This is a genomic window from Kordiimonas sp., assembly GCF_965216265.1.
Lineage (GTDB): Bacteria > Pseudomonadota > Alphaproteobacteria > Sphingomonadales > Kordiimonadaceae > Kordiimonas.
This window is the reverse complement of record NZ_OZ244153.1, coordinates 972763-990688: the sequence shown is the minus strand read 5'-3', so window position 1 is coordinate 990688 and position 17926 is coordinate 972763. Positions and strand designations below refer to the sequence as shown.

At 55.8% G+C, this 17926-nt stretch carries 18 protein-coding genes; 4 read left to right on the top strand and 14 right to left on the bottom strand.

Features of this window, described 5'->3' with window-relative positions:
* Positions 1 to 51: 51 nt before the first annotated feature.
* The 6 genes from ACOOGA_RS04600 to ACOOGA_RS04575 all read right to left on the bottom strand — a co-directional run bounded on the left by ACOOGA_RS04600 (position 52) and on the right by ACOOGA_RS04575 (position 2999).
* Positions 52 to 477 carry an organic hydroperoxide resistance protein gene (locus tag ACOOGA_RS04600; RefSeq protein ID WP_420429645.1) on the bottom strand — a complete coding sequence of 142 codons (426 nt, stop codon included), beginning with the start codon at positions 475 to 477 and terminating at the stop codon, positions 52 to 54.
* A 197-nt stretch (positions 478 to 674) separates the two neighbouring features.
* Positions 675 to 1124 carry a MarR family winged helix-turn-helix transcriptional regulator gene (locus tag ACOOGA_RS04595; protein WP_420429643.1) on the bottom strand — a complete coding sequence of 150 codons (450 nt, stop codon included), beginning with the start codon at positions 1122 to 1124 and terminating at the stop codon, positions 675 to 677.
* A gap of 371 nt (positions 1125 to 1495) precedes the next feature.
* Positions 1496 to 1855 (bottom strand): hypothetical protein, encoded by a 360-nt coding sequence (locus ACOOGA_RS04590; RefSeq protein WP_420429642.1) that lies wholly within the window; start codon positions 1853 to 1855, stop codon positions 1496 to 1498.
* Positions 1856 to 1876: 21 nt separating this feature from the next.
* Positions 1877 to 2176: a hypothetical protein gene (locus ACOOGA_RS04585; RefSeq protein WP_420429640.1), complete on the bottom strand. Its 300-nt coding sequence runs from the start codon at positions 2174 to 2176 to the stop codon at positions 1877 to 1879.
* A 187-nt stretch (positions 2177 to 2363) separates the two neighbouring features.
* The gene (locus tag ACOOGA_RS04580; RefSeq protein WP_420429638.1) at positions 2364 to 2771 is read right to left on the bottom strand and encodes a type II toxin-antitoxin system death-on-curing family toxin; all 408 of its coding nucleotides are present in this window, start codon (positions 2769 to 2771) and stop codon (positions 2364 to 2366) included.
* Between the two features lie 3 nt (positions 2772 to 2774).
* Positions 2775 to 2999, bottom strand: a complete 225-nt coding sequence (locus ACOOGA_RS04575) for an AbrB/MazE/SpoVT family DNA-binding domain-containing protein (RefSeq protein ID WP_417460473.1) — start codon at positions 2997 to 2999, stop codon at positions 2775 to 2777.
* A gap of 183 nt (positions 3000 to 3182) precedes the next feature.
* Between ACOOGA_RS04575 and ACOOGA_RS04570 the strand changes: the two genes are divergently transcribed.
* Both ACOOGA_RS04570 and ACOOGA_RS04565 read left to right on the top strand, forming a co-directional pair.
* Positions 3183 to 4382 (top strand): DUF547 domain-containing protein, encoded by a 1200-nt coding sequence (locus ACOOGA_RS04570; RefSeq protein WP_420429636.1) that lies wholly within the window; start codon positions 3183 to 3185, stop codon positions 4380 to 4382.
* A gap of 102 nt (positions 4383 to 4484) precedes the next feature.
* Positions 4485 to 5693 (top strand): DUF547 domain-containing protein, encoded by a 1209-nt coding sequence (locus ACOOGA_RS04565; protein WP_420429634.1) that lies wholly within the window; start codon positions 4485 to 4487, stop codon positions 5691 to 5693.
* Between the two features lie 117 nt (positions 5694 to 5810).
* Here ACOOGA_RS04565 and ACOOGA_RS04560 read toward each other — a convergent pair whose 3' ends face one another.
* From ACOOGA_RS04560 to ACOOGA_RS04545, 4 genes are all read right to left on the bottom strand, one after another.
* A complete protein-coding gene (locus ACOOGA_RS04560) occupies positions 5811 to 7121 on the bottom strand; it encodes a M20/M25/M40 family metallo-hydrolase (RefSeq protein WP_420429632.1) in 1311 nt (436 codons plus the stop codon).
* Positions 7122 to 7269: 148 nt separating this feature from the next.
* Positions 7270 to 7917, bottom strand: coding sequence for a hypothetical protein (locus ACOOGA_RS04555; protein WP_420429630.1), 648 nt, complete (start codon positions 7915 to 7917; stop codon positions 7270 to 7272).
* Positions 7918 to 7934: 17 nt separating this feature from the next.
* Positions 7935 to 9938 (bottom strand): hypothetical protein, encoded by a 2004-nt coding sequence (locus ACOOGA_RS04550; RefSeq protein WP_420429628.1) that lies wholly within the window; start codon positions 9936 to 9938, stop codon positions 7935 to 7937.
* 165 nt (positions 9939 to 10103) lie between these two features.
* Positions 10104 to 10709: a peroxiredoxin gene (locus tag ACOOGA_RS04545; protein ID WP_420429626.1), complete on the bottom strand. Its 606-nt coding sequence runs from the start codon at positions 10707 to 10709 to the stop codon at positions 10104 to 10106.
* A gap of 360 nt (positions 10710 to 11069) precedes the next feature.
* Between ACOOGA_RS04545 and ACOOGA_RS04540 the strand changes: the two genes are divergently transcribed.
* Both ACOOGA_RS04540 and ACOOGA_RS04535 read left to right on the top strand, forming a co-directional pair.
* On the top strand, positions 11070 to 12128 hold the full coding sequence (locus tag ACOOGA_RS04540; protein ID WP_417460465.1) for a helix-turn-helix domain-containing protein: 1059 nt from the start codon (positions 11070 to 11072) through the stop codon (positions 12126 to 12128).
* Between the two features lie 236 nt (positions 12129 to 12364).
* Positions 12365 to 12856 carry a DUF2147 domain-containing protein gene (locus ACOOGA_RS04535; RefSeq protein WP_420429624.1) on the top strand — a complete coding sequence of 164 codons (492 nt, stop codon included), beginning with the start codon at positions 12365 to 12367 and terminating at the stop codon, positions 12854 to 12856.
* Between the two features lie 73 nt (positions 12857 to 12929).
* On the opposite strand, the gene ACOOGA_RS04530 is transcribed toward ACOOGA_RS04535, so the two are convergent.
* The 4 genes from ACOOGA_RS04530 to ACOOGA_RS04515 all read right to left on the bottom strand — a co-directional run bounded on the left by ACOOGA_RS04530 (position 12930) and on the right by ACOOGA_RS04515 (position 17706).
* Positions 12930 to 14354 (bottom strand): amidohydrolase family protein, encoded by a 1425-nt coding sequence (locus ACOOGA_RS04530; protein WP_420429622.1) that lies wholly within the window; start codon positions 14352 to 14354, stop codon positions 12930 to 12932.
* A gap of 149 nt (positions 14355 to 14503) precedes the next feature.
* Positions 14504 to 14722, bottom strand: coding sequence for a DUF4287 domain-containing protein (locus tag ACOOGA_RS04525; RefSeq protein ID WP_417460462.1), 219 nt, complete (start codon positions 14720 to 14722; stop codon positions 14504 to 14506).
* Positions 14723 to 14878: 156 nt separating this feature from the next.
* Complete coding sequence (locus ACOOGA_RS04520; protein WP_417460461.1) at positions 14879 to 15853, bottom strand: TraB/GumN family protein; 975 nt, start codon at positions 15851 to 15853, stop codon at positions 14879 to 14881.
* A gap of 113 nt (positions 15854 to 15966) precedes the next feature.
* On the bottom strand, positions 15967 to 17706 hold the full coding sequence (locus ACOOGA_RS04515; RefSeq protein ID WP_417460460.1) for a hypothetical protein: 1740 nt from the start codon (positions 17704 to 17706) through the stop codon (positions 15967 to 15969).
* Positions 17707 to 17926: the final 220 nt, after the last annotated feature.

The following is a 17926-nucleotide window of genomic DNA, read 5'->3' as shown; positions in this document are numbered from 1 at the left end:
GGCGCAGGTGTGGCGGGTTTTCGTCATAAACCGGGTATGCGCCGCCACACTTTATGCGATGTTGAGGGTTACCTCCACATTGCCGCGCGTTGCGTTGGAGTATGGGCAAACCTGGTGCGCCGCTGCCACCAGTTTTTCAGCCGTTTCACTGTCAAGGCCGGGCAGGGAGATATTAAGTTCAACCTCAATGCCAAACCCGTTCGGGATCGGGCCGATGCCAACGCTGGAAGCAATGGAAACATCTGCGGGCACCTTGATGCCGGTTTTGCCGCCCACGGCTTTCATCGCGCCGATGAAACACGCCGCATAGCCTGCAGCAAAAAGCTGCTCAGGGTTGGTGCCGTCGCCGCCCGCGCCGCCAAGGCCCTTGGGGGTGGAAAGGCGAAGGTCCAAAACACCGTCATCGGTTTTGGCGGTGCCTTCACGGCCGCCGGTTGCTGTTGCATGGGCTGTATAAAGGGTTTTTTCGAGTTTCATAATTTAGTCTCCTTTGGGGTTTAGGGTTGGTTTGTTCGGGTCTCAGGGTTGATAGTCATTTACTCGTTAGCAATTAAATCGTGCACTATTTATATGGCAAAACCATGATAGGGAGAAAGCGCTGGGGCTGAGAGGTGAAACCACCTCGCTTGATGCCCTGTTTCTGCCCTCAGGTTTCTGCCCTCAGGTCGCCGCGCCTATCCGGTTGCTGCTATCAGGTCTGTCCGCAGTTCCTTAAGCCGGTCCCGAAGCGCTATCAGTTCATCTGGCGTGCAGCCGGAAGCCTGAAACGCCGCCACTGGCGCCGCACCCGCTTGGGCTTCAAGTTCCACACCTTGTTTCGTTAGCGAAACAATCACCTGCCGCTCGTCATCCGCGGCGCGTTTGCGGCTGATAAGGCCCTGGCCTTCCATGCGTTTCAGCAAGGGGGTGAGCGTTGCGCTATCAAGGAACAGCTTGTGCCCGATCTCGCTTACGGTCCGGCTGTCCCGCTCCCACAACACCATCATCACCAGATACTGCGGGTAGGTCAGCCCAAGCGTATCAAGCGCGGGCCGATAAGCTTTTTTAAGCGCACTGGCCGCCGAATACAGCGCAAAACAAAGCTGGTCATCCAGCTTGAGCGACAGCTTCATATCATCCGCCATGTCCTGCTCCTTATCCTTCACTGCGTACAGTGTGATTTAATATCATGTAACCTATATAATCGTGTACGATTCAATTTCAAGATCTATAAGGCGATAGTTCATCAATGGTGTTGGTTATCTATGAGAATCTCTGGCGGTTTCACCATTGAGGCGAGCCAGACGTCATACGTGCGTCATCGCTGCCGCGAAGCATAAATCGATTGCCATTCGCTTTATAAGTTCAGGAGTTTATTGTTTAGCAAAGTCTGGGCCCGCGGGTCCTGTATGCTGATGTTGTGGCATCTACCTGGTACAGCAGTTCAGCTGTGTGCGAGCCGCGTTTATAACAGGCCCCAGCGGCATATCCTGGATGCATGTCGTCCACAGCTAGCTTAGTGTATGTTTCGAATGCGGATAGCTGTCCATGGTTCCCAAGTTGCTGGTCCTTTGCGCCACGAACCGCAGATGCCTGACGGAATATTCTTAATTACCACATGGTAGTTCGGTGGCGGAACTTGCCGTTGCGGCGTACCGTCACACACCGTCATTTCTTTTGGCCCGAGCTTCCGAAGCTTCATCGCTGTCTGTTTACCACAAGGTGACCACGGGATCGCGCGTTGGACTACTAAATAGTCTTCCGGAATAGGGTCAAATTCACAGATGGTGAGATGGTCTTGCGCATCCACGTCAGCGGTCGGAACAACAATGGCCAAGAACAGCAGCATGCTTGAAACCACAGTCCAGTACCGCATTGATCTACTCCCGAGAAATAACTAGCTATTGCACTCAATTCTTCCGGTTACACGACAGAACTGGCCACCGTCTTCATCTCGGGCAGTCCAATCGGACCTCTTATTGCCTTCTTTGACGCCGCCAGCATCGCTACACCAAGCAATGGCGTGATTGATAGCATTCTGGATCATCCTGTCTGCATCTGTTCCGCCACCGGGACTGGAATCTGAGCAGGAACCCGGCTCCAGTTCTTCGTGCTGTTTGGAACTGCCGGCAAACGCCTCTTCTCCGCAGAAGCAAACTGCAAAGGATATCACAAAGGCTGTGGATTTAACGGTCATTGTCCTCTCCGTTAACTTTTACGTTCATTAATACAATTTCAGGTTACTACTCTTGTAGAGAGTGAGTCAAATGTGGCTATGGCCAAACAGTGAACTGGTAGGTGACTAGGTAATCTGGGAGCGGTGTCTCTATCGTATCAGGCGGTAGAGCAAGATCGCGACGCAGTTGGTGGAGGAAGATCAAACCTTACACTTGAATATGCACGCTCATCCATTCCGCTAACTCCGCCTGACCAATCTCACCCGCTGCGAGCTTCATGGAGGTAGTGTATTTTTCCATGGGTGGTGCGGTGAGCGCTGCGCCGTTCAGCTTCAGGAACAATTGGCAGATGATCAGGCTCGTGCGTTTGTTGCCGTCCACAAAAGGGTGGTTACGGCACAGGCCGTAAGCATAGGCCGCTGCAAGGGCCGCGAGGTCTGGTGCCGGGTCGCTATAGTCAAACAGGCTTTTGGGCCGGTTGAGGGCGGAGATGAGCAGACTTTCATCGCGCACCCCTTCGCCGCCGCCATGCTCCGCCAACTGGCGCTGATGCACAGCCCGCACCACCTGTTCCCCAACCCATAGAGGCTCGCGGTCTAGGGGGTGTTGGCTCATGGCTTATTTTGCGAGTTTTCTGAGCACGTCGCGGTCTTCGCGCATGATCTCCTCCGCCAGGTCCATCTGGCGGGCAAACTCAGGGTCGTATGATGTCAGCTCAATGCCGTTTGGCGTTTCGCTCACATAAAGCTTGTCCCCCTTCGAGACGCGCAATTTCGCGAGCAGCTCTTTTGAGAGAACCACGCCTGTGGAATTGCCCACGGTTGTTACTTTAACTTCTGCCATCACCTGCCCCTTGTCACCCCATAGTTATAACGCATGTTATAACTATGGGCAAGAAAGCTGCTCTCACTCCTCCCGCATCAGGCGATAGAAGGAGTACAGGCGTGAGGGGAATATACTGCCTTCACTTCTGCCTAAACTAGTGATTTAATACCGCATAGGTAGAGCGCGAATGGGGGAAGCATCATGCGATACTTATCAGGAAGACTTGTAGCGATGAGCCTGATGGCAGCGCTTGGCGTTAGCGCGCCGGGGGTGCAGGCGCAGAAGGCCGATGACGGGGCCAGCGCGGAAGCCCGCGAAAGCCTTGATATCCGCATCAACTATGATGACGTGAGTGGGCTTTTGAAGAATATCGTGCTGGTGACCGGGCCAAGCACCCGCGAGCGCGCCGGTGATATCAAAAGCAACATCGGCACACGTTTCAAGGCTAAACGGAATGTTTATACCGCTTATGAAGGCAACCGGTTTTACGCCGCCGCTTTAGAGGACGAAGACGCCTATGAGGTGGTACAGCAGATCAGGCAAAGCCTTGAAAAAGTGCTTGATAAAACGCCGATCACCCAGCTGTCGACCAACGAGCAGGTAGCCTATTGGCTGAACCTGCATAATGTGGCGTTTCTGGAAGAGCTGATGCGCCATAGCCAGAATAACATGCAAGACCTCCTGTATGGGGATGACAGCATGCTGGAGCGCAAGTTCATCACCATTCGTGGCACGGCTATTTCGCTCAACGATATTCGCTATAACATCCTCGCGCGCAGCCTGTCGCACGAACCCCTGATTATCTATGGCCTGTTTGAGGGGATCATTGCGGGGCCGAACATCCGCAAAGAAGCCTTCACCGGCGATACGCTTTATGCCCAGCTTGCTGCCAACGCGACCGAGTTCATCAACTCGAACCGGGGCACCTATCTGAAGGGTGGAAAAACCGTGCGGGTTTCGAGCCTTTATGAGCGTTACAACATGTTTTTCCCCAACTTTCAGGAAGATCTGAAAGCGCACCTGCTGACCTATCTGTATCAGGGTCGGGTGCGGGAGAATATTGAGGGTGCGCGCCGCCTGAAGCCGGATGTGGACGACTGGACGGTGGCCAGCGTACGCGGCAATACACGCGATTACGGCGGCGCATTGCAAACCAATGGCTCTGCACTGGCCACAGCGCAAATACATGGTAGGGGGGCAAGCAGCGCCAGCACGCTGGTGACCGATATCGCTGATCTGGTCCAGAACCAAATGCGCTTCTCACCCGAGCAGCTTAAAATGCTGATCAAGCTGAACAAACAGCGCGGAAGCCGCACCGGCACAGTGGGTATTGAAGAAATCATGGAGCCCAGGCAGCGCATGGAAGGCCCGGACGCGGAGGAAGATGAAAGCGGCCAGTAAAGGCACACCTGAGTACAGGCGTGAGGGGAATGTACCGTCTTCACTTCTGCCTAAACTAGTGGTTTAATACTGTATAAGTGGAGCAGGAATAGGGGAAGCATCATGCGATACTTATCAGGAAGACTTGTAGCGATGAGCCTGATGGCAGCGCTTGGCGTTAGCGCGCCGGGGGTGCAGGCGCAAAAGGCCGATGACGGGGCCAGCGCGGAAGCCCGCGAAAGCCTTGATATCCGCATCAACTATGATGACGTGAGTGGGCTTTTGAAGAATATCGTGCTGGTGACCGGGCCAAGCACCCGCGAGCGCGCCGGTGATATCAAAAGCAACATCGGCACACGTTTCAAGGCTAAACGGAATGTTTATACCGCTTATGAAGGCAACCGGTTTTACGCCGCCGCTTTAGAGGACGAAGACGCCTATGAGGTGGTACAGCAGATCAGGCAAAGCCTTGAAAAAGTGCTTGATAAAACGCCGATCACCCAGCTGTCGACCAACGAGCAGGTAGCCTATTGGCTGAACCTGCATAATGTGGCGTTTCTGGAAGAGCTGATGCGCCATAGCCAGAATAACATGCAAGACCTCCTGTATGGGGATGACAGCATGCTGGAGCGCAAGTTCATCACCATTCGTGGCACGGCTATTTCGCTCAACGATATTCGCTATAACATCCTCGCGCGCAGCCTGTCGCACGAACCCCTGATTATCTATGGCCTGTTTGAGGGGATCATTGCGGGGCCGAACATCCGCAAAGAAGCCTTCACCGGCGATACGCTTTATGCCCAGCTTGCTGCCAACGCGACCGAGTTCATCAACTCGAACCGGGGCACCTATCTGAAGGGTGGGAAAACCGTGCGGGTTTCGAGCCTTTATGAGCGTTACAACATGTTTTTCCCCAACTTTCAGGAAGACCTGAAAGCGCACCTGCTGACCTATCTGTATCAGGGTCGGGTGCGGGAGAATATTGAGGGTGCGCGCCGCCTGAAGCCGGATGTGGACGACTGGACGGTGGCCAGCGTACGCGGCAATACACGCGATTACGGCGGCGCATTGCAAACCAATGGCTCTGCACTGGCCACAGCGCAAGTAAGCGGTATCAATGACGTGCCGGTGAATATTGCCAGCACGCTGGTGACCGATATGGCCGATGTGGCGCAAAACCATATGCGGTTCTCGCCTGAGCAGCTTAAAATGCTGATCAAGCTGAACAAACAGCGCGGAAGCCGCACCGGCACGGTGGGTATTGAAGAAATTCAGGAACCCAAGCAACGCACGGAAGGCTCGGGCGCTGAGGAAGATGAAGGCGGCCGGTAAGCGCGCTGGTGAACGCTGGTGAACGCTGGCGAAAGCTCTGGCGCCGGGAGATGATGATAACAAGCCGGTGAGTTCCGGCTTGTTATTTTTTGCCCGTAAGCTGCGGTGCTTCTACGGTCACTCCTCCCGCATCAGGCGGTATAGGAAGATCGCGGCGCGGGTGGTGGCGAATTTCTGTTTTGAAAGGTCAAGCCATTCATCTGGCGTGTGGCCAGCGCCACCAAAAGCACCAAGCCCGTCCATGGAAGGGGTGTGGGGTGCCACAAAGCTCACGTCCGCCGCACCGCGCCTCGAAGGCGGGTAGGCGGTGATGGGTCCCATGCCCAGCGCCACGTTCACATCGCTCATCACGCCCAGCATGCGGGTGTTCTCGGGTCCCTCCTGCATGGCGGGGTAGCTGTCCTCAAACGTGATGGTGGCGCTTGTGCCGGGCAGGTGGTCGGCCACGATCTCGCGCATCTTGGCGCGTGCGCGCTCTTTTTGCTCTTCGCTCATGAACCTTAGGCCGCCATGCACCACGGCTTTTTGCGCCACCACATTGGTTTTGCCAAAGGCGGTTTGAGTGGATGCGTTCTCGCCCTCCGTGATGAAGGTGCCGCCCGCCAGTACACCGGGGTTGAAGGTAAGGCCATGTTCACCGCGCACTTCACCATAAAACCGGTTGAGGATGCGGGACATCTCGAACACTGCGCCTGCGCCCACATCATCGCTGAACACACCGCTTGAATGCGCGCGTTTGCCTGTTGTCTCGAGCGACCAGTTGGACGACCCGCGCCGTCCGATCACCGCCATGCCGTCTGATCCGCCTTCAAAATTGAGCGCAAAGTCTGACGCCTTGCCCGCTTCAATCAGATCCTTGCGGGAGACGGATAGCGGTTTGCCGGTCGACTCTTCATCGCCGGTGAAAATCACGCGGTAACTGCCCCTGTCCAGATGCCCGGTGGCTTTGAGCGCCTTGAGCGCATAAAGCACGATCACGTCGCCCGCTTTCATATCCACCACGCCGGGGCCGGTGACCCGGTCACCGTCGCGCTCAAAGGTCTGGAACGGGCTGTCTTTTGGGAACACGGTGTCCAGATGGCCGATCAGCAGCACGGATTTGCCGTCGCCCGCGTTATAGCTCGCGTCAAAATGACCAGCACGGTCCATGCCTTCGGGCATATCAATCCAGCGGGTATCAAAACCGAGCGCCTTGAACTCAGTATCAAACTCGCGGCCAACAGCCCGCACACCTTCAAGGTTGCGTGTGCCGCTGTTGATGTTGGTGATTTTCTCTAGGAAGTTGATCTGGGCGTCATAGTCAGCCTCGACGGCGGCTTTGATAGCCTCTTCTTCCGCGCTCAACGTTGTTTGCGCAAAAGCTGGCATAGCGGCAGTGAGCGCAAGCGCACTGGCTGTGAAAGTTGCTTTGATGGTTGATATGGTCATGGCTGTCTCCCCCAAGGTATCGTTTTGCTGGATGCTTAAGCGTGAGGCTAGCCTGAGTGGCGGATAAAAAAAAGCCCCGGATTTCTCCGGGGCTTGTGGTGAGGCCGGTGGGCTGTGGGGAAAGCCTTTAGGTGCCGGCACTGCTGGATTAACGGCTTTTGGGCGGTGATGTGAACCAATATTGGTTAGCGTCCTCGCCAGGCGTGATAACTTCCTGCGTCGGCCCGCCGGGGGCTTTGGTGAAGATGAAAGACGCAGTTTGCCCGTCACACCACCAGGCGAAGCTTTCTTCCCATGATGGCCAGTGACGCTCGGTGCTTTTGCCGCTCAGTGGCATGGGTTTACTCACTTGCCGGATGCCATAGTGAAAGTCGTCGTCTGTGCCCAGCTCCTCAAAGGGCGCCGCTGTGCGCGGGGGCCAGTTGAAAAGCGCGCGGGCTGTGGCTTCGGCTTGTTTGGCGGGGGTGACTTCGCTGCTGACCGGGATGGCGGTGGTGGAGATGCTGAGCACAAACTTGCTGCTGGCCGTGACCATATGGTCCATGTCCACCATATAACCGCCGCGCACGATGTCGAACTTGTCTTCTTCCTGCGCGAAGATGCGGCAGTAGCTGGCGGCGGATGCGTCGGGCTGGAAGCCTTTTTTAAGTACAGCCTTGAGCCAGCTCAGGTGGCTGTTAACGGCCATTTTTTCCTGCACGCTGGAAGGGCGCGTGCCCTTGTCCGTCGGGGCGGTCATCAACAGGGTACCAAGGTCTGCATAAGGCGGTATCTGCGTTGGTTTTGTAACGCTCATGATCTATCTCCCCACATTTAATTTTGCCACCAGAAGCAGCCGGGTATACCGAAGGACAGGAACGGTACGACAGTGCCGGGATAGGGGTCTGGTACGTATCCGTTCTGCCAGGACCAACCAATTCCACCGCCACCGTTCAGGAACCACCAGATCCAGTCACCGGAGAAGACGAGCGGGGCCAGACCGTTGGCGCCGTTGAAACCGAGCGGTACACCATTGGCCGGGTCCACGTAATCGGTCGTTGTATGGTCATACTCGGCGTAATAATTGTTGGCATTGGTGTCGCGGTTATGGTCGGCCAGGATCACCTCCCCGATGGGGTAGAGCCGCGCGTTGTTGAAAATGGTCACCCCTTCAAAATTGTTCACGCCGCCATGCTGATCAACAAATCCGAGCGACTGCTGTGCGGGCAGGGTATTGGGCATCAGGAAGTTCCTGTTGTATGGCATATGAAGCGCACCCTTTAGCGCCCCAACCATTGGCGGGTAGGGGGCGATGTCAGCGCGGCGCGGTTGCGGGTAATCCGTCGCGTAACCTAGCAGGTTGCCCATGCCGTAATTGACGACAAAGGGCGCAAGGCCAAGAATTTCATTCAGAAGCACAAAGGCGACCGCCAGGTTGTGGCATTCGGCCCAGGCTTCGGTCGCAGGCAGGTTCGCGGGCGGCACCACCCCGGCGAGTGGGCTCATCGCCATCCACAGGTAGGTATGAAGCGGCGGCTGCGCCCCGCCGACCGTGTTGGTAAGGCCGGTCTCGTTGATCGGCGCCTGCCAGCGATACCCCAGCGCGAAGCTTACGCCAAGGTTCTTGAGAAAGAGGAAGCTGGCATCCACACAGGCTTCTGCATTGGCGTAGGCGAAGCCGGGTACGCCAGCGATGCCGCTGGTGCTGCCGTCACGTACTGCCTGAATGGCAAGCTCAAGCCGCGCCGGTGTGACAGATTGCACGTTGCCACCGAGCGCAAAATTATTGGGTGCTGGCGAAGTCACCGTACCTGCAGGTGCCCCAAAGGTGAGATAAACCCGACTTGCGGCGGCCACGTTATCTGTAACGGCAGGCGCGTTCGAGTTAACCGTGACGCTGAGCCCCAGGTCTGCCACGCCGATCTCTGTTGGGAAATTGGCGCCGCCCGTAAAGGTCAGTGTGAAGTCTTGTGTGGCGCCGCTTGCGATAACCGCAGGCGCGCCGGGCAGCATGCCAGTCTGGTTCAGCGCGATATTAAAGGGCCCCGGGCCATAATTGGCACCGTTGATCTGGCCCGGGGTGCCGGCCAGTTGTCCGGCGAAGCCGGCGACGGTAACGCTACCGCCGACAGCGCCCACTCTGCACACAACGGTAAGCGCTGGTGCTGTGTTTTGTGTTTGCGAAAAAGGCTCAGGCCCACCGCCGCCACGGGTGATATCCCACTCCTGCGCGTTATAGGCGGCGGCGCTGTTATCAAGCGTTGTGGCAACATTGACACCGTCTGCGCGGGTGTATGTATTGGCAGCGTTCTGCACCAGCGATTTTGTCCCGGGTGGGTTTTCGTGGCGGCTGGTGAACTGGATGGAACGGATGGCGATAGTTGCTGTGCCGACCACCGGCGGTGGCGGTGGCGGCGGGTCGGGTGGCGGTGCCGGTTGCGGGCTGTATTGTGACGCGGCCACCATTTTCATGATGCTGTCTTCAAGGCTGCCGAGAAGCTTGTTCTGCCCAGTTGCGGTGACTGGCTCAATGGTGCGGTCGGTGTTGAGCTGTCCCATGCGCGAAAGCGTAATGTTGGAGGACATCATCAGGTTGATATCCGGCTGGATTGGCTCTTTTGTCATAGCCAGAAGCGCATCCGCATCTTCCTGGCTCCCCGACGCCTGCGTCGTCATCAATAGTTGTTTGTAGGCGCTCAGATCGCGGGTTTTCTCCTGCACATCAAACGGCGCTCTCGGGTTCGAGTAATCCTTACGGGACATCAGGGACTGAATAACCGGGTTCAGGTTTTTCAGCACTAAAGTGATGGCGGCGTTGAATTGGCTGTTGAGTGGCATGGGCTGTCCCTTGAACACATTTGGAAAACGAATTCTTAGGGGACAGACGGGCAGGGGTGGGCTTTGTGAGCTAAGAATTTAGCGTTGGGTTGCTGCGCCACCAACAGAAAAGCCCCGGACACAAGGCCCGGGGCTTCTATATTTAAGCCTGGAAATTTTTAAGGCTTAAAGCTTGCCAGCGTGTTTGCCGAGGTAGTCAGCAACGCCTGCGGCATCAGCTTTCATGCCTTCGTCGCCTTTGTTCCAGCCGGCAGGACAAACTTCGCCGTGCTCTTCATGGAACTGAAGCGCTTCAACAAGACGAACATATTCGTCAACGTTACGGCCAAGTGGCAGGTTGTTCACTGTCTGGTGCCAAACGAGGCCGTCTTTACCGATGAGGAACGTACCGCGAAGGGCAACGCCGTCTTCTTCGATCAGCACGTCATAATCGCGTGCGATCTGTTTGGTGATGTCTGCAACCATTGGGAAGTCAACCGGGCCGAGGCCACCTTCGGCTGTAGGCGTGTTGCGCCATGCAACGTGGCTGAACTGGCTGTCAACAGACACAGCAACAACTTTAACGCCAAGCTCTTTGAACTTTTTCATGCGGTTGTGGAACGCGAGGATCTCGCTTGGGCACACGAAGGTGAAGTCGAGCGGGTAGAAAAACAGCAGGCCATAGTCGCCGTCGAGGTAATCTTTGAAGTTAAAGTTTTCGTTGATGCTGCCATCTTCCATTACGGCGACAGCGGAAAAATCTGGAGCTGGTTTAGCTGCGAGAACGGCCATGCGTTCCTCCTTAATCTTGGGGTGGTATCAAAATGTTCAAACTGAATAGGCGCGCAACCACATGGGCAGTAGCCGCACAAAGTTGTCGGCGCCAGCGAGGCTTACTTTATGCTTCTGGCCATCAATTGCAACCGAGCAAGTTCGATTATTGTTATCGAGTATGTCGATTATTTTAATGTGATGTGAGAGGATGGTTAACTTTATAGCCTAAACCCCAGCAGCGCACAAGGGTGTGGGTACTTCTGAGCTATTCATTCCTGCATAATGGAACTTTCAGAGGCATCGGGTCGCACCCTCTGGTTTTTTTGCTCGGCACTCCTTATATGGGAGAAAGACCGGGCTACACGGCGGGGATATAGTTTGGAAACGTTTGACAACCTGATGCGGTATGGGTCGATCAGCCTTTTGTTCTGGCTGGCGGTTCTTATTTGCCGGGATTTTCGCTGCCATGTGCGCGGGAAGCTGGGTGTCGCTTTGGCTCTCAGCCAAATCGTCTATCTTGTCAGCACCAAAGTTGATCCGATAATTGGTGGTTTCTCATTCGGGGCAATGCTGATCCCCTTATGTTTCCCCGGTACAGCGTTTGCCTGGCTGTTTTGCCTGTCGCAATTTGATGATCATTTCAACATGAAACGTTGGCACTGGGGTGTGGTTGCAGCCCAGTTTGCCACCGGATTTGTGACCATGGTGGGGCTAATAGGTGGGCAAGGGGAAATCACTAGTGTGGGATTCGCCACCTCCAAACTGATCACGCTGGCAACGCTTATTCATCTCGTTCTTATTATATGGCAAGGCCGTCAGGATGACCTGATGGAAAGCCGCTGTGTGTTCCGGCGCATGTTTGTGACCGCAGTGGTAGTTCTGTCAGTGGCGATTTTGGTCGCTGAAACCTTCCTTGTGGACCGTGGATTTGACGAGTTGTTGTTAGTGGTGCAATCCAGTGCCTTTTTCATCATAACCTTCTTTGTTTTGTGGCGGATATCGGGCCCTGACGGTATTGACCTCTTTGTGTTTAGTGACCCTGCTGTGAGTGAACCGCCCACAGTTGTGCCGGTGGAAGACAAACATGATCTGGATGCCTTGAGGCGTGTAATCACTGACAAGGCATTCCTTGAACAGGGTCTTACCATCGCGGGGCTGGCTGACCAGCTTCGCATGCCGGAACACCGCCTCAGGCGGCTGATTAACCAGCAGCTCGGGTTCCGTAATTTTTCAGATTTCCTCAACCACCACCGAGTATCTGTGGCACAGGAACGGCTGGCCGATTGTGCTGAACGCCATGTACCTGTGCTGACGATAGCCATGGACCTTGGCTACGGTTCCCTCGGGCCGTTCAACCGCGCTTTCAAGGAACGTACGGGCCAGACACCATCGGAATATCGCCGCCAGTTCCTGAGCGATCTGGAAATGGCTTCCTAGGATTATTCCGGCCCCTGCGTTCAGGCGTATTTCCTCTCGCTGAAACTTTCAAAAGCTTGCTGATTTCTGAAAAGACTATCCGATTTCGAAATCGGCGAGTCAGCTTCCCCCTTTAGCGCCAAGATAATGTTCATGAAGCGTTGGCACCCATGTCGCCAGAACCGACGCTCATACGGATGCTCAATCCATGGCCGCTTCGGCCTCAGGCTTGAGTTATGAACGCGAGGAGCAGACACATGACACGCATAGTTGCGAAAGCAGTAGTTTCGACCAAAATTCTGAACAAATTCTCCCTGGGCCTTGCAACGGCTTTTCTTGGGGCGTCTTTCATGGTGGCGACACCCGCCATGAGCGCAGACCTGAGTAATGCTGAGGCTCCCAGCCCCACCGGGTTCTGGCAAACTTCCGGTGGGGAAAAAATGATCGAGGTTGCGCCGTGCAGTGCGAAAACCTCGAAACTCTGCGGCACTATCGTCTGGTCTGAGGACCGTGACGAAGTAGATGCCGTGGTGCTTAAGCGCTTCCACGAGGTTAGCGGCATGTGGGCGGGCGGCAAGATCTACACACCCGGCAAACGCCGGGGTGAAGATGGCCGTCTCACACTTCTGGATGCTGACAAACTGGAAATAAGTGAATGCAAACGCGGACTTTGCACGCAGAACATTTGGGCGCGAGTAAGCGCGTCTGATGTTGCTGCGCGCCGGGATTTGCTGACAGCGCAAAACTAGGCAGCGATACTGCCTGACATTAAAAAGGCCCGGCAGGTCGCCGGGCCTTTGTTTTATGCAGCACTGGAGGGGACTATTCCTTCGCTTCCTCTGGCGGCATCTGATTGCTGACAACGGGGGCAAGCGGCAGGGCGTCAGTGTCGACAACCACACCGTCCTTGATCACCATATGAATACTGCGGTAGTTGGCGGCAGCATCCAGCGGGTTTGCGTCAAGGATGACGAGATCGGCTATCTTCCCGGCTTCCAGGCTGCCGAGGTCACCATCAAGCTTATAGGCCTTGGCGGTGTTGAGTGTTGCGCTTCTCAGGATTTCAAGCGGGGCCATGCCAAGCTCTTCAAGGGCGGTGAAAGCGTTGAAATGCCCTTCACCCAGTTCCGTGCGCATATCCACTTTTGGCTGTTTGCTCTCTGCCATCAGGAGCGGGCTTTTCACACCAGCGTCGGTGGACAAAAGGATGCTTACGCCAGCCTTGATCATATTGGCGATATTCTTGCGGCCAATGCCCTGATAGGTGGCCATTACCTGATTGGGGTCCTGCTCGATATAAGCATCAAGCCTGCGCTGGGTGATCGGTACGATAGAGCAGGGGATACCGCGCTCCACCATCTTGGCAAGTGTTGCCTCGGGGATGGTTTTCACCGGTCCAGTGATGTCACAGTGCGTGAGGATATCAACACCCGCATCAATCGCCATATCGAGGCTTTCGGTGGAGGTGGTGTGCACCTGCACGGTTTTGCCAGCCGCATGGCCTGCGGCCACGATCTCCTTTTGTACGCGTGGTGAAAAGGTAATGAATTCCATCGCCACATGACCGCTGGCGCCGTATTTCAGGAAGTCTACGTCCTTGGCGGCGTAGGCATCCACTTTCCCGCGCACCTCATCAGGGCCCATCCACATCAGGTCACGGCCGGTGTCTTGTTCCCAGTCTGCATTCAGGCGTGACACCATGGCTTTGCTGACATGAGCGGCGGCAGCCTCGCGGAAGTCAGCAGAAAGCGGGCCGTCAAAACCGATGATGTTGCCTGCAAAATAGATGCGGCTGCCGATGGCCTCGCCTGAGTTCAGCATATCGCGTGCTTTTTTGAGCGCGGGGTATGGTCCCCATGTGTCAAACACCGTGGTTTGCCCGGTTTTGAGCGCAAGCTGTGCGCCTTCAATAATGATGTCCTGATACCGTCCCTCGTATTTGATCAGCGTTTCGAGGTCGAGGTTCAGGTACAGGTGCACATTGGCGTCCATCAGCCCGGGGATGATAAACTTGCCGGTGGCGTCAATCTCGCGGGCGTCCGCTGGTAACTCGATGGCTGTGCGCGGTCCGGCAGCCTGAATGCGGCCGTCACGTATCACCATAACGGCATCAGCAATCGGGCCGGTGCCCGCGCTGTCGATCAATGTGCCGCCGGTGATGACGGTTGTGTCGGCCTGTGCACTCGTGGTTAAGCCAAGCGTGAAAGCAAGGCACAGGCCCACGATATGTTTGAAATGTTGCATCATTCTTCCCCCAAAAAGGCACGGTTCTCGCGTCGCAAAAGTGCAGCGGAACCTATTGATTGCAACAAATATAGCTGTGTGCGTGCCGCAAGAATGATGCGACTGGCTGAAAAAACACTGGAGTCAGCAATTTATAGAGCGGAGTTGCAGCGTTAGGACCGTTTACCGTTCAAATAGGCGTATATCGCCATGGCGTGGCCATGCCCGAGGCCATAATCTTCTTTAAGCCACGCAACGATTTCACCTGCTTTGATGCCCGTTTTCACCTTGTCGCCATCGGTGAAATTTTTGGCCGCTGCCAGCTCTTGGAAGTCGCTGGGGGAGTTGCCGGTCTTTTCCTCGATATTATCAAGGTAGCTCTGAAAACTCATTTCGTGTTGCTCTCGTTATCACTTTTGTCCCAGTGAGGAAGCGGAGATTTTATCACTATTCCTCTGCACAGCTTTTCGTCAAACATGGGTATAAGTTGATATCAACCTATACCCATGAAGAGTTGTTTGCAAAGAGAGTTGTGGAATTGAGTGAGGTTATTGCCGTTTGGCGTGGAGGCCAAGCGTGGCAAGTTGGTCCTGCAGCGAGCCTTCGCCTGCCAGATGCCCTGCGCCAACCGCGATAAAGGCTGTGCCCGCGCCGTCCATCAATTTCTTGATATCCTGTGCCCAGCTTTTGTTGCGGTCATCAAGGAGCAGCGTTTTGAGGCCAGCTTGCCCAACCATGGCGCCGTTGAGTTTTTCGCCAAGCGCCTCAACCCGACCAGCCTGCCAGTCTAAAGTGACCTCATCCAGAAGGTCGGGGTCTTCAATCATTTGCCGTAGGCCAGATTCGAAGAAAGCCAGTTCGTCTGCCATGCTCATGCCACCAAACAGGCTGATCTGCTGTTCCATGGTTTCAAAATAGCGCAGGTCTTTGCCAATAACCTTGGCTTCGCGCCACAGGATCTTGTCAACACCCGCTTCAGGATCACCGCCGCGCGACTGCACCTGCAGCGCACCAAGCGTAACACCCGCGAGCCAGGGGCGATAGACCGCAAACTGCTGTTTGATGGTCTCGGGCAAGCCCAGTGTTTTAATGGTGGTGTTGAGGTCAACCGACCCCTGTGCGCTCAGCCGGGTAAGGAAGGACGTACCCGTATGATTGACGCCGTATTTGGCGATGAGCGGTTTCATTACTGTTTCATCGGCCTCCACCACTGGTGCTTCGCTATAGAAGATATCTGCACCCAGAAAGGCTTGGTCGATCGCCTCATTGCGCCACTTCAGGGTGGGGTTGAGGATGTGAACGGTGCCAAAAAGCCAGATCTCGCTATCCTCGTCAGCGAGTTTCCAGAGGCCGGGGTTTGGGGCGACATCATTGGCCTCAGCGCGGCCCATGCCCATAAGGATAGCCGCAAAGCCAAGCACCAAAATCAAGCTGCTCAATAGCATACTGCGTGCGGTTTTCTGTTTCGCACGGGAGATTACTCTCGCTTTTGCGAGCGCTTTGGTGGGCTTGGCTGTCGTCATTATACAGGCATCCTGATGCTGTTTTCTTTCACCATAAGGTGGTGGCAGAACATGGCCAAATCAAGGAAAGGTGATGGTGGTGAGGCTAGTGTTGGTGAGGCCCAGCAGGATGCTTAGCTGATCTGATCCTTGAGCGCGCGCACGCAGGCCATGGCAATCTCTGCCTGCAACCGGGTCTGGGTCATATTGCTGTCTTTGCTGGCTTCCGCGAGGCGCAGAAGCGCTTGTTCCAGAAGCTCTATCGTGGCTGCGGCTTCCGCATTGCCTTTGAGCTTGGTTTTTGCCTCTCGTGCCTCAGGCGTGTGAGTGGGCTGCGGGAAAGCTTCGTCCTGCTCTGCGCCGCGACCAAAGCGGGCAATTTCCTCACTTGGACTCATTGGCGCGCCCAAGGTTTCGGAAACCACGTTGCGTACCATCGCGGCAGCCATGCTGGTGATGGCAGTGTTAGCCGCTGGTGCTTTCGCATTGTCGGGCGTAGTATCGCGCGCGGCCGTAACAGCATCAGGGCGTTTTTCGTCGTGCTTGCCGGTTTTCTCGTCAGCCAGCTCTTCTGTGCGGGTGCGGGTTTCATTCTTCCATGCTTTTTCAAGCAGGCGTGCCTGCATCACATCGGGCCGTTCTGCCGCCGATGCGCGTGTGCGCCGTGGCTGTGGTGCGGGGTCGTCCAGAAATAGCGGCTCGTCGTCCTCCGCCGGGGCATCCAAATGGTCGACTGCGGGCTTAACCGGGGTCAGCACACCCTCATAGCCTTCAAACACACCGCCGCATGGGCTGAAGACCGGCTCTGCCTCAAGGGTCCAGTGCTGGTGATTGTGGCCGAGGTCAGGCAAATGTATTGGCGCGTCATGAATGGTGCTGCGGCGCTGGAACGCGCGGCTCACTGGATGCCCAAGTTTGGTGTTGAGGCCAAGCAGGTCCAGCATGCCCATGCCAAGGGCTGCATCCACGCTGCCTAGCAATTGGCAGCCTTGCGGGGAAACACCTGTAATCAGGCCGTCCCGGTCACTGCGCCACGCCCAGCCGCCGGGGCCAGGGTCCTTGAGGGACGGAGTTTCTTCAGCATGTTCATCAGGCGCGGTTGCCGCTTGCGGTACAGGCTCAACTGCTTCGGCCTTTTCAGGTGCCGGATCAACGGCCTCTTTGGGCTCAGGTGTATCAGGTTCGTCGTTCGCAGCTTCCACCATGCGGGTGTTGGAGGCTGCAGTTGACTGAGTTACGCGCTCCGCGATCAGGTCTTCATCAGTGCGCAGTATCCTGAGGCTCGCGGTTTTTTCGGGCCGCAGCGCTGTGACCGTTGCGCTGCCTGCGTGGTCGCCCTGAGCGCCAAGATCATCGCGCCACAGAGCCAGTGTTGAGCGGCTGTCAAACGGCGGCGCGGCAGGGGCAGCCCGGGCAAGCGCAATCCATACATTGGCGGAAAGATCGCCTCGGGTTGCAAGCGCCTGATGGTGCTCGCGCCCCGTCTCGCGGATTAAATCAATAATATCGTCTTCGTCAAAGGGAGCGTTTTGAAGAAGAGCTTCGCACAGGCTGGCCCTATCTCGGCAGATACGCAAGACAAGGTCCATCGGCGGAGTGGTCTGGCTGGCAAGCAGGTCGCTGACAGTACGGCGGCTTTCGCTGTCTACATGCGGCAACAGGGCTTCAATCACATCAAGAAGCTGGCCGCGTGTCGGTTCGCGCATCGGGGCTTTGCCGGTGAGGAAAAGGTCAACAAGGTTGCGGAATAAAGTCGTGCGGTCTTCGCCGTCGCGCTCACGCGCGTAGGCAACCAACTCCCTGATACGACTGTCCAGCGCGTTCATGTCAAACGCTGACGCTTTACCCACTTTTGCACCCACTTCAACTGTCACACATCACAACTCTTGCCGGTGATGCGGTGGCCGTCCCGCCTGGATTTTACCCGCGAATTTTATTTTTAAGTGGGGTGAAGATAGCTCCCGAATCACCCTGCGGGCTTATACTACTCAATTTGAATCGCGATACCAGCAATGATTAAAGTTAGAAATATAATTGTTTGAATTTGGAACTTTATTTCCGAAACACCCTTCTGTAGTATGCATTTCGGGCGGG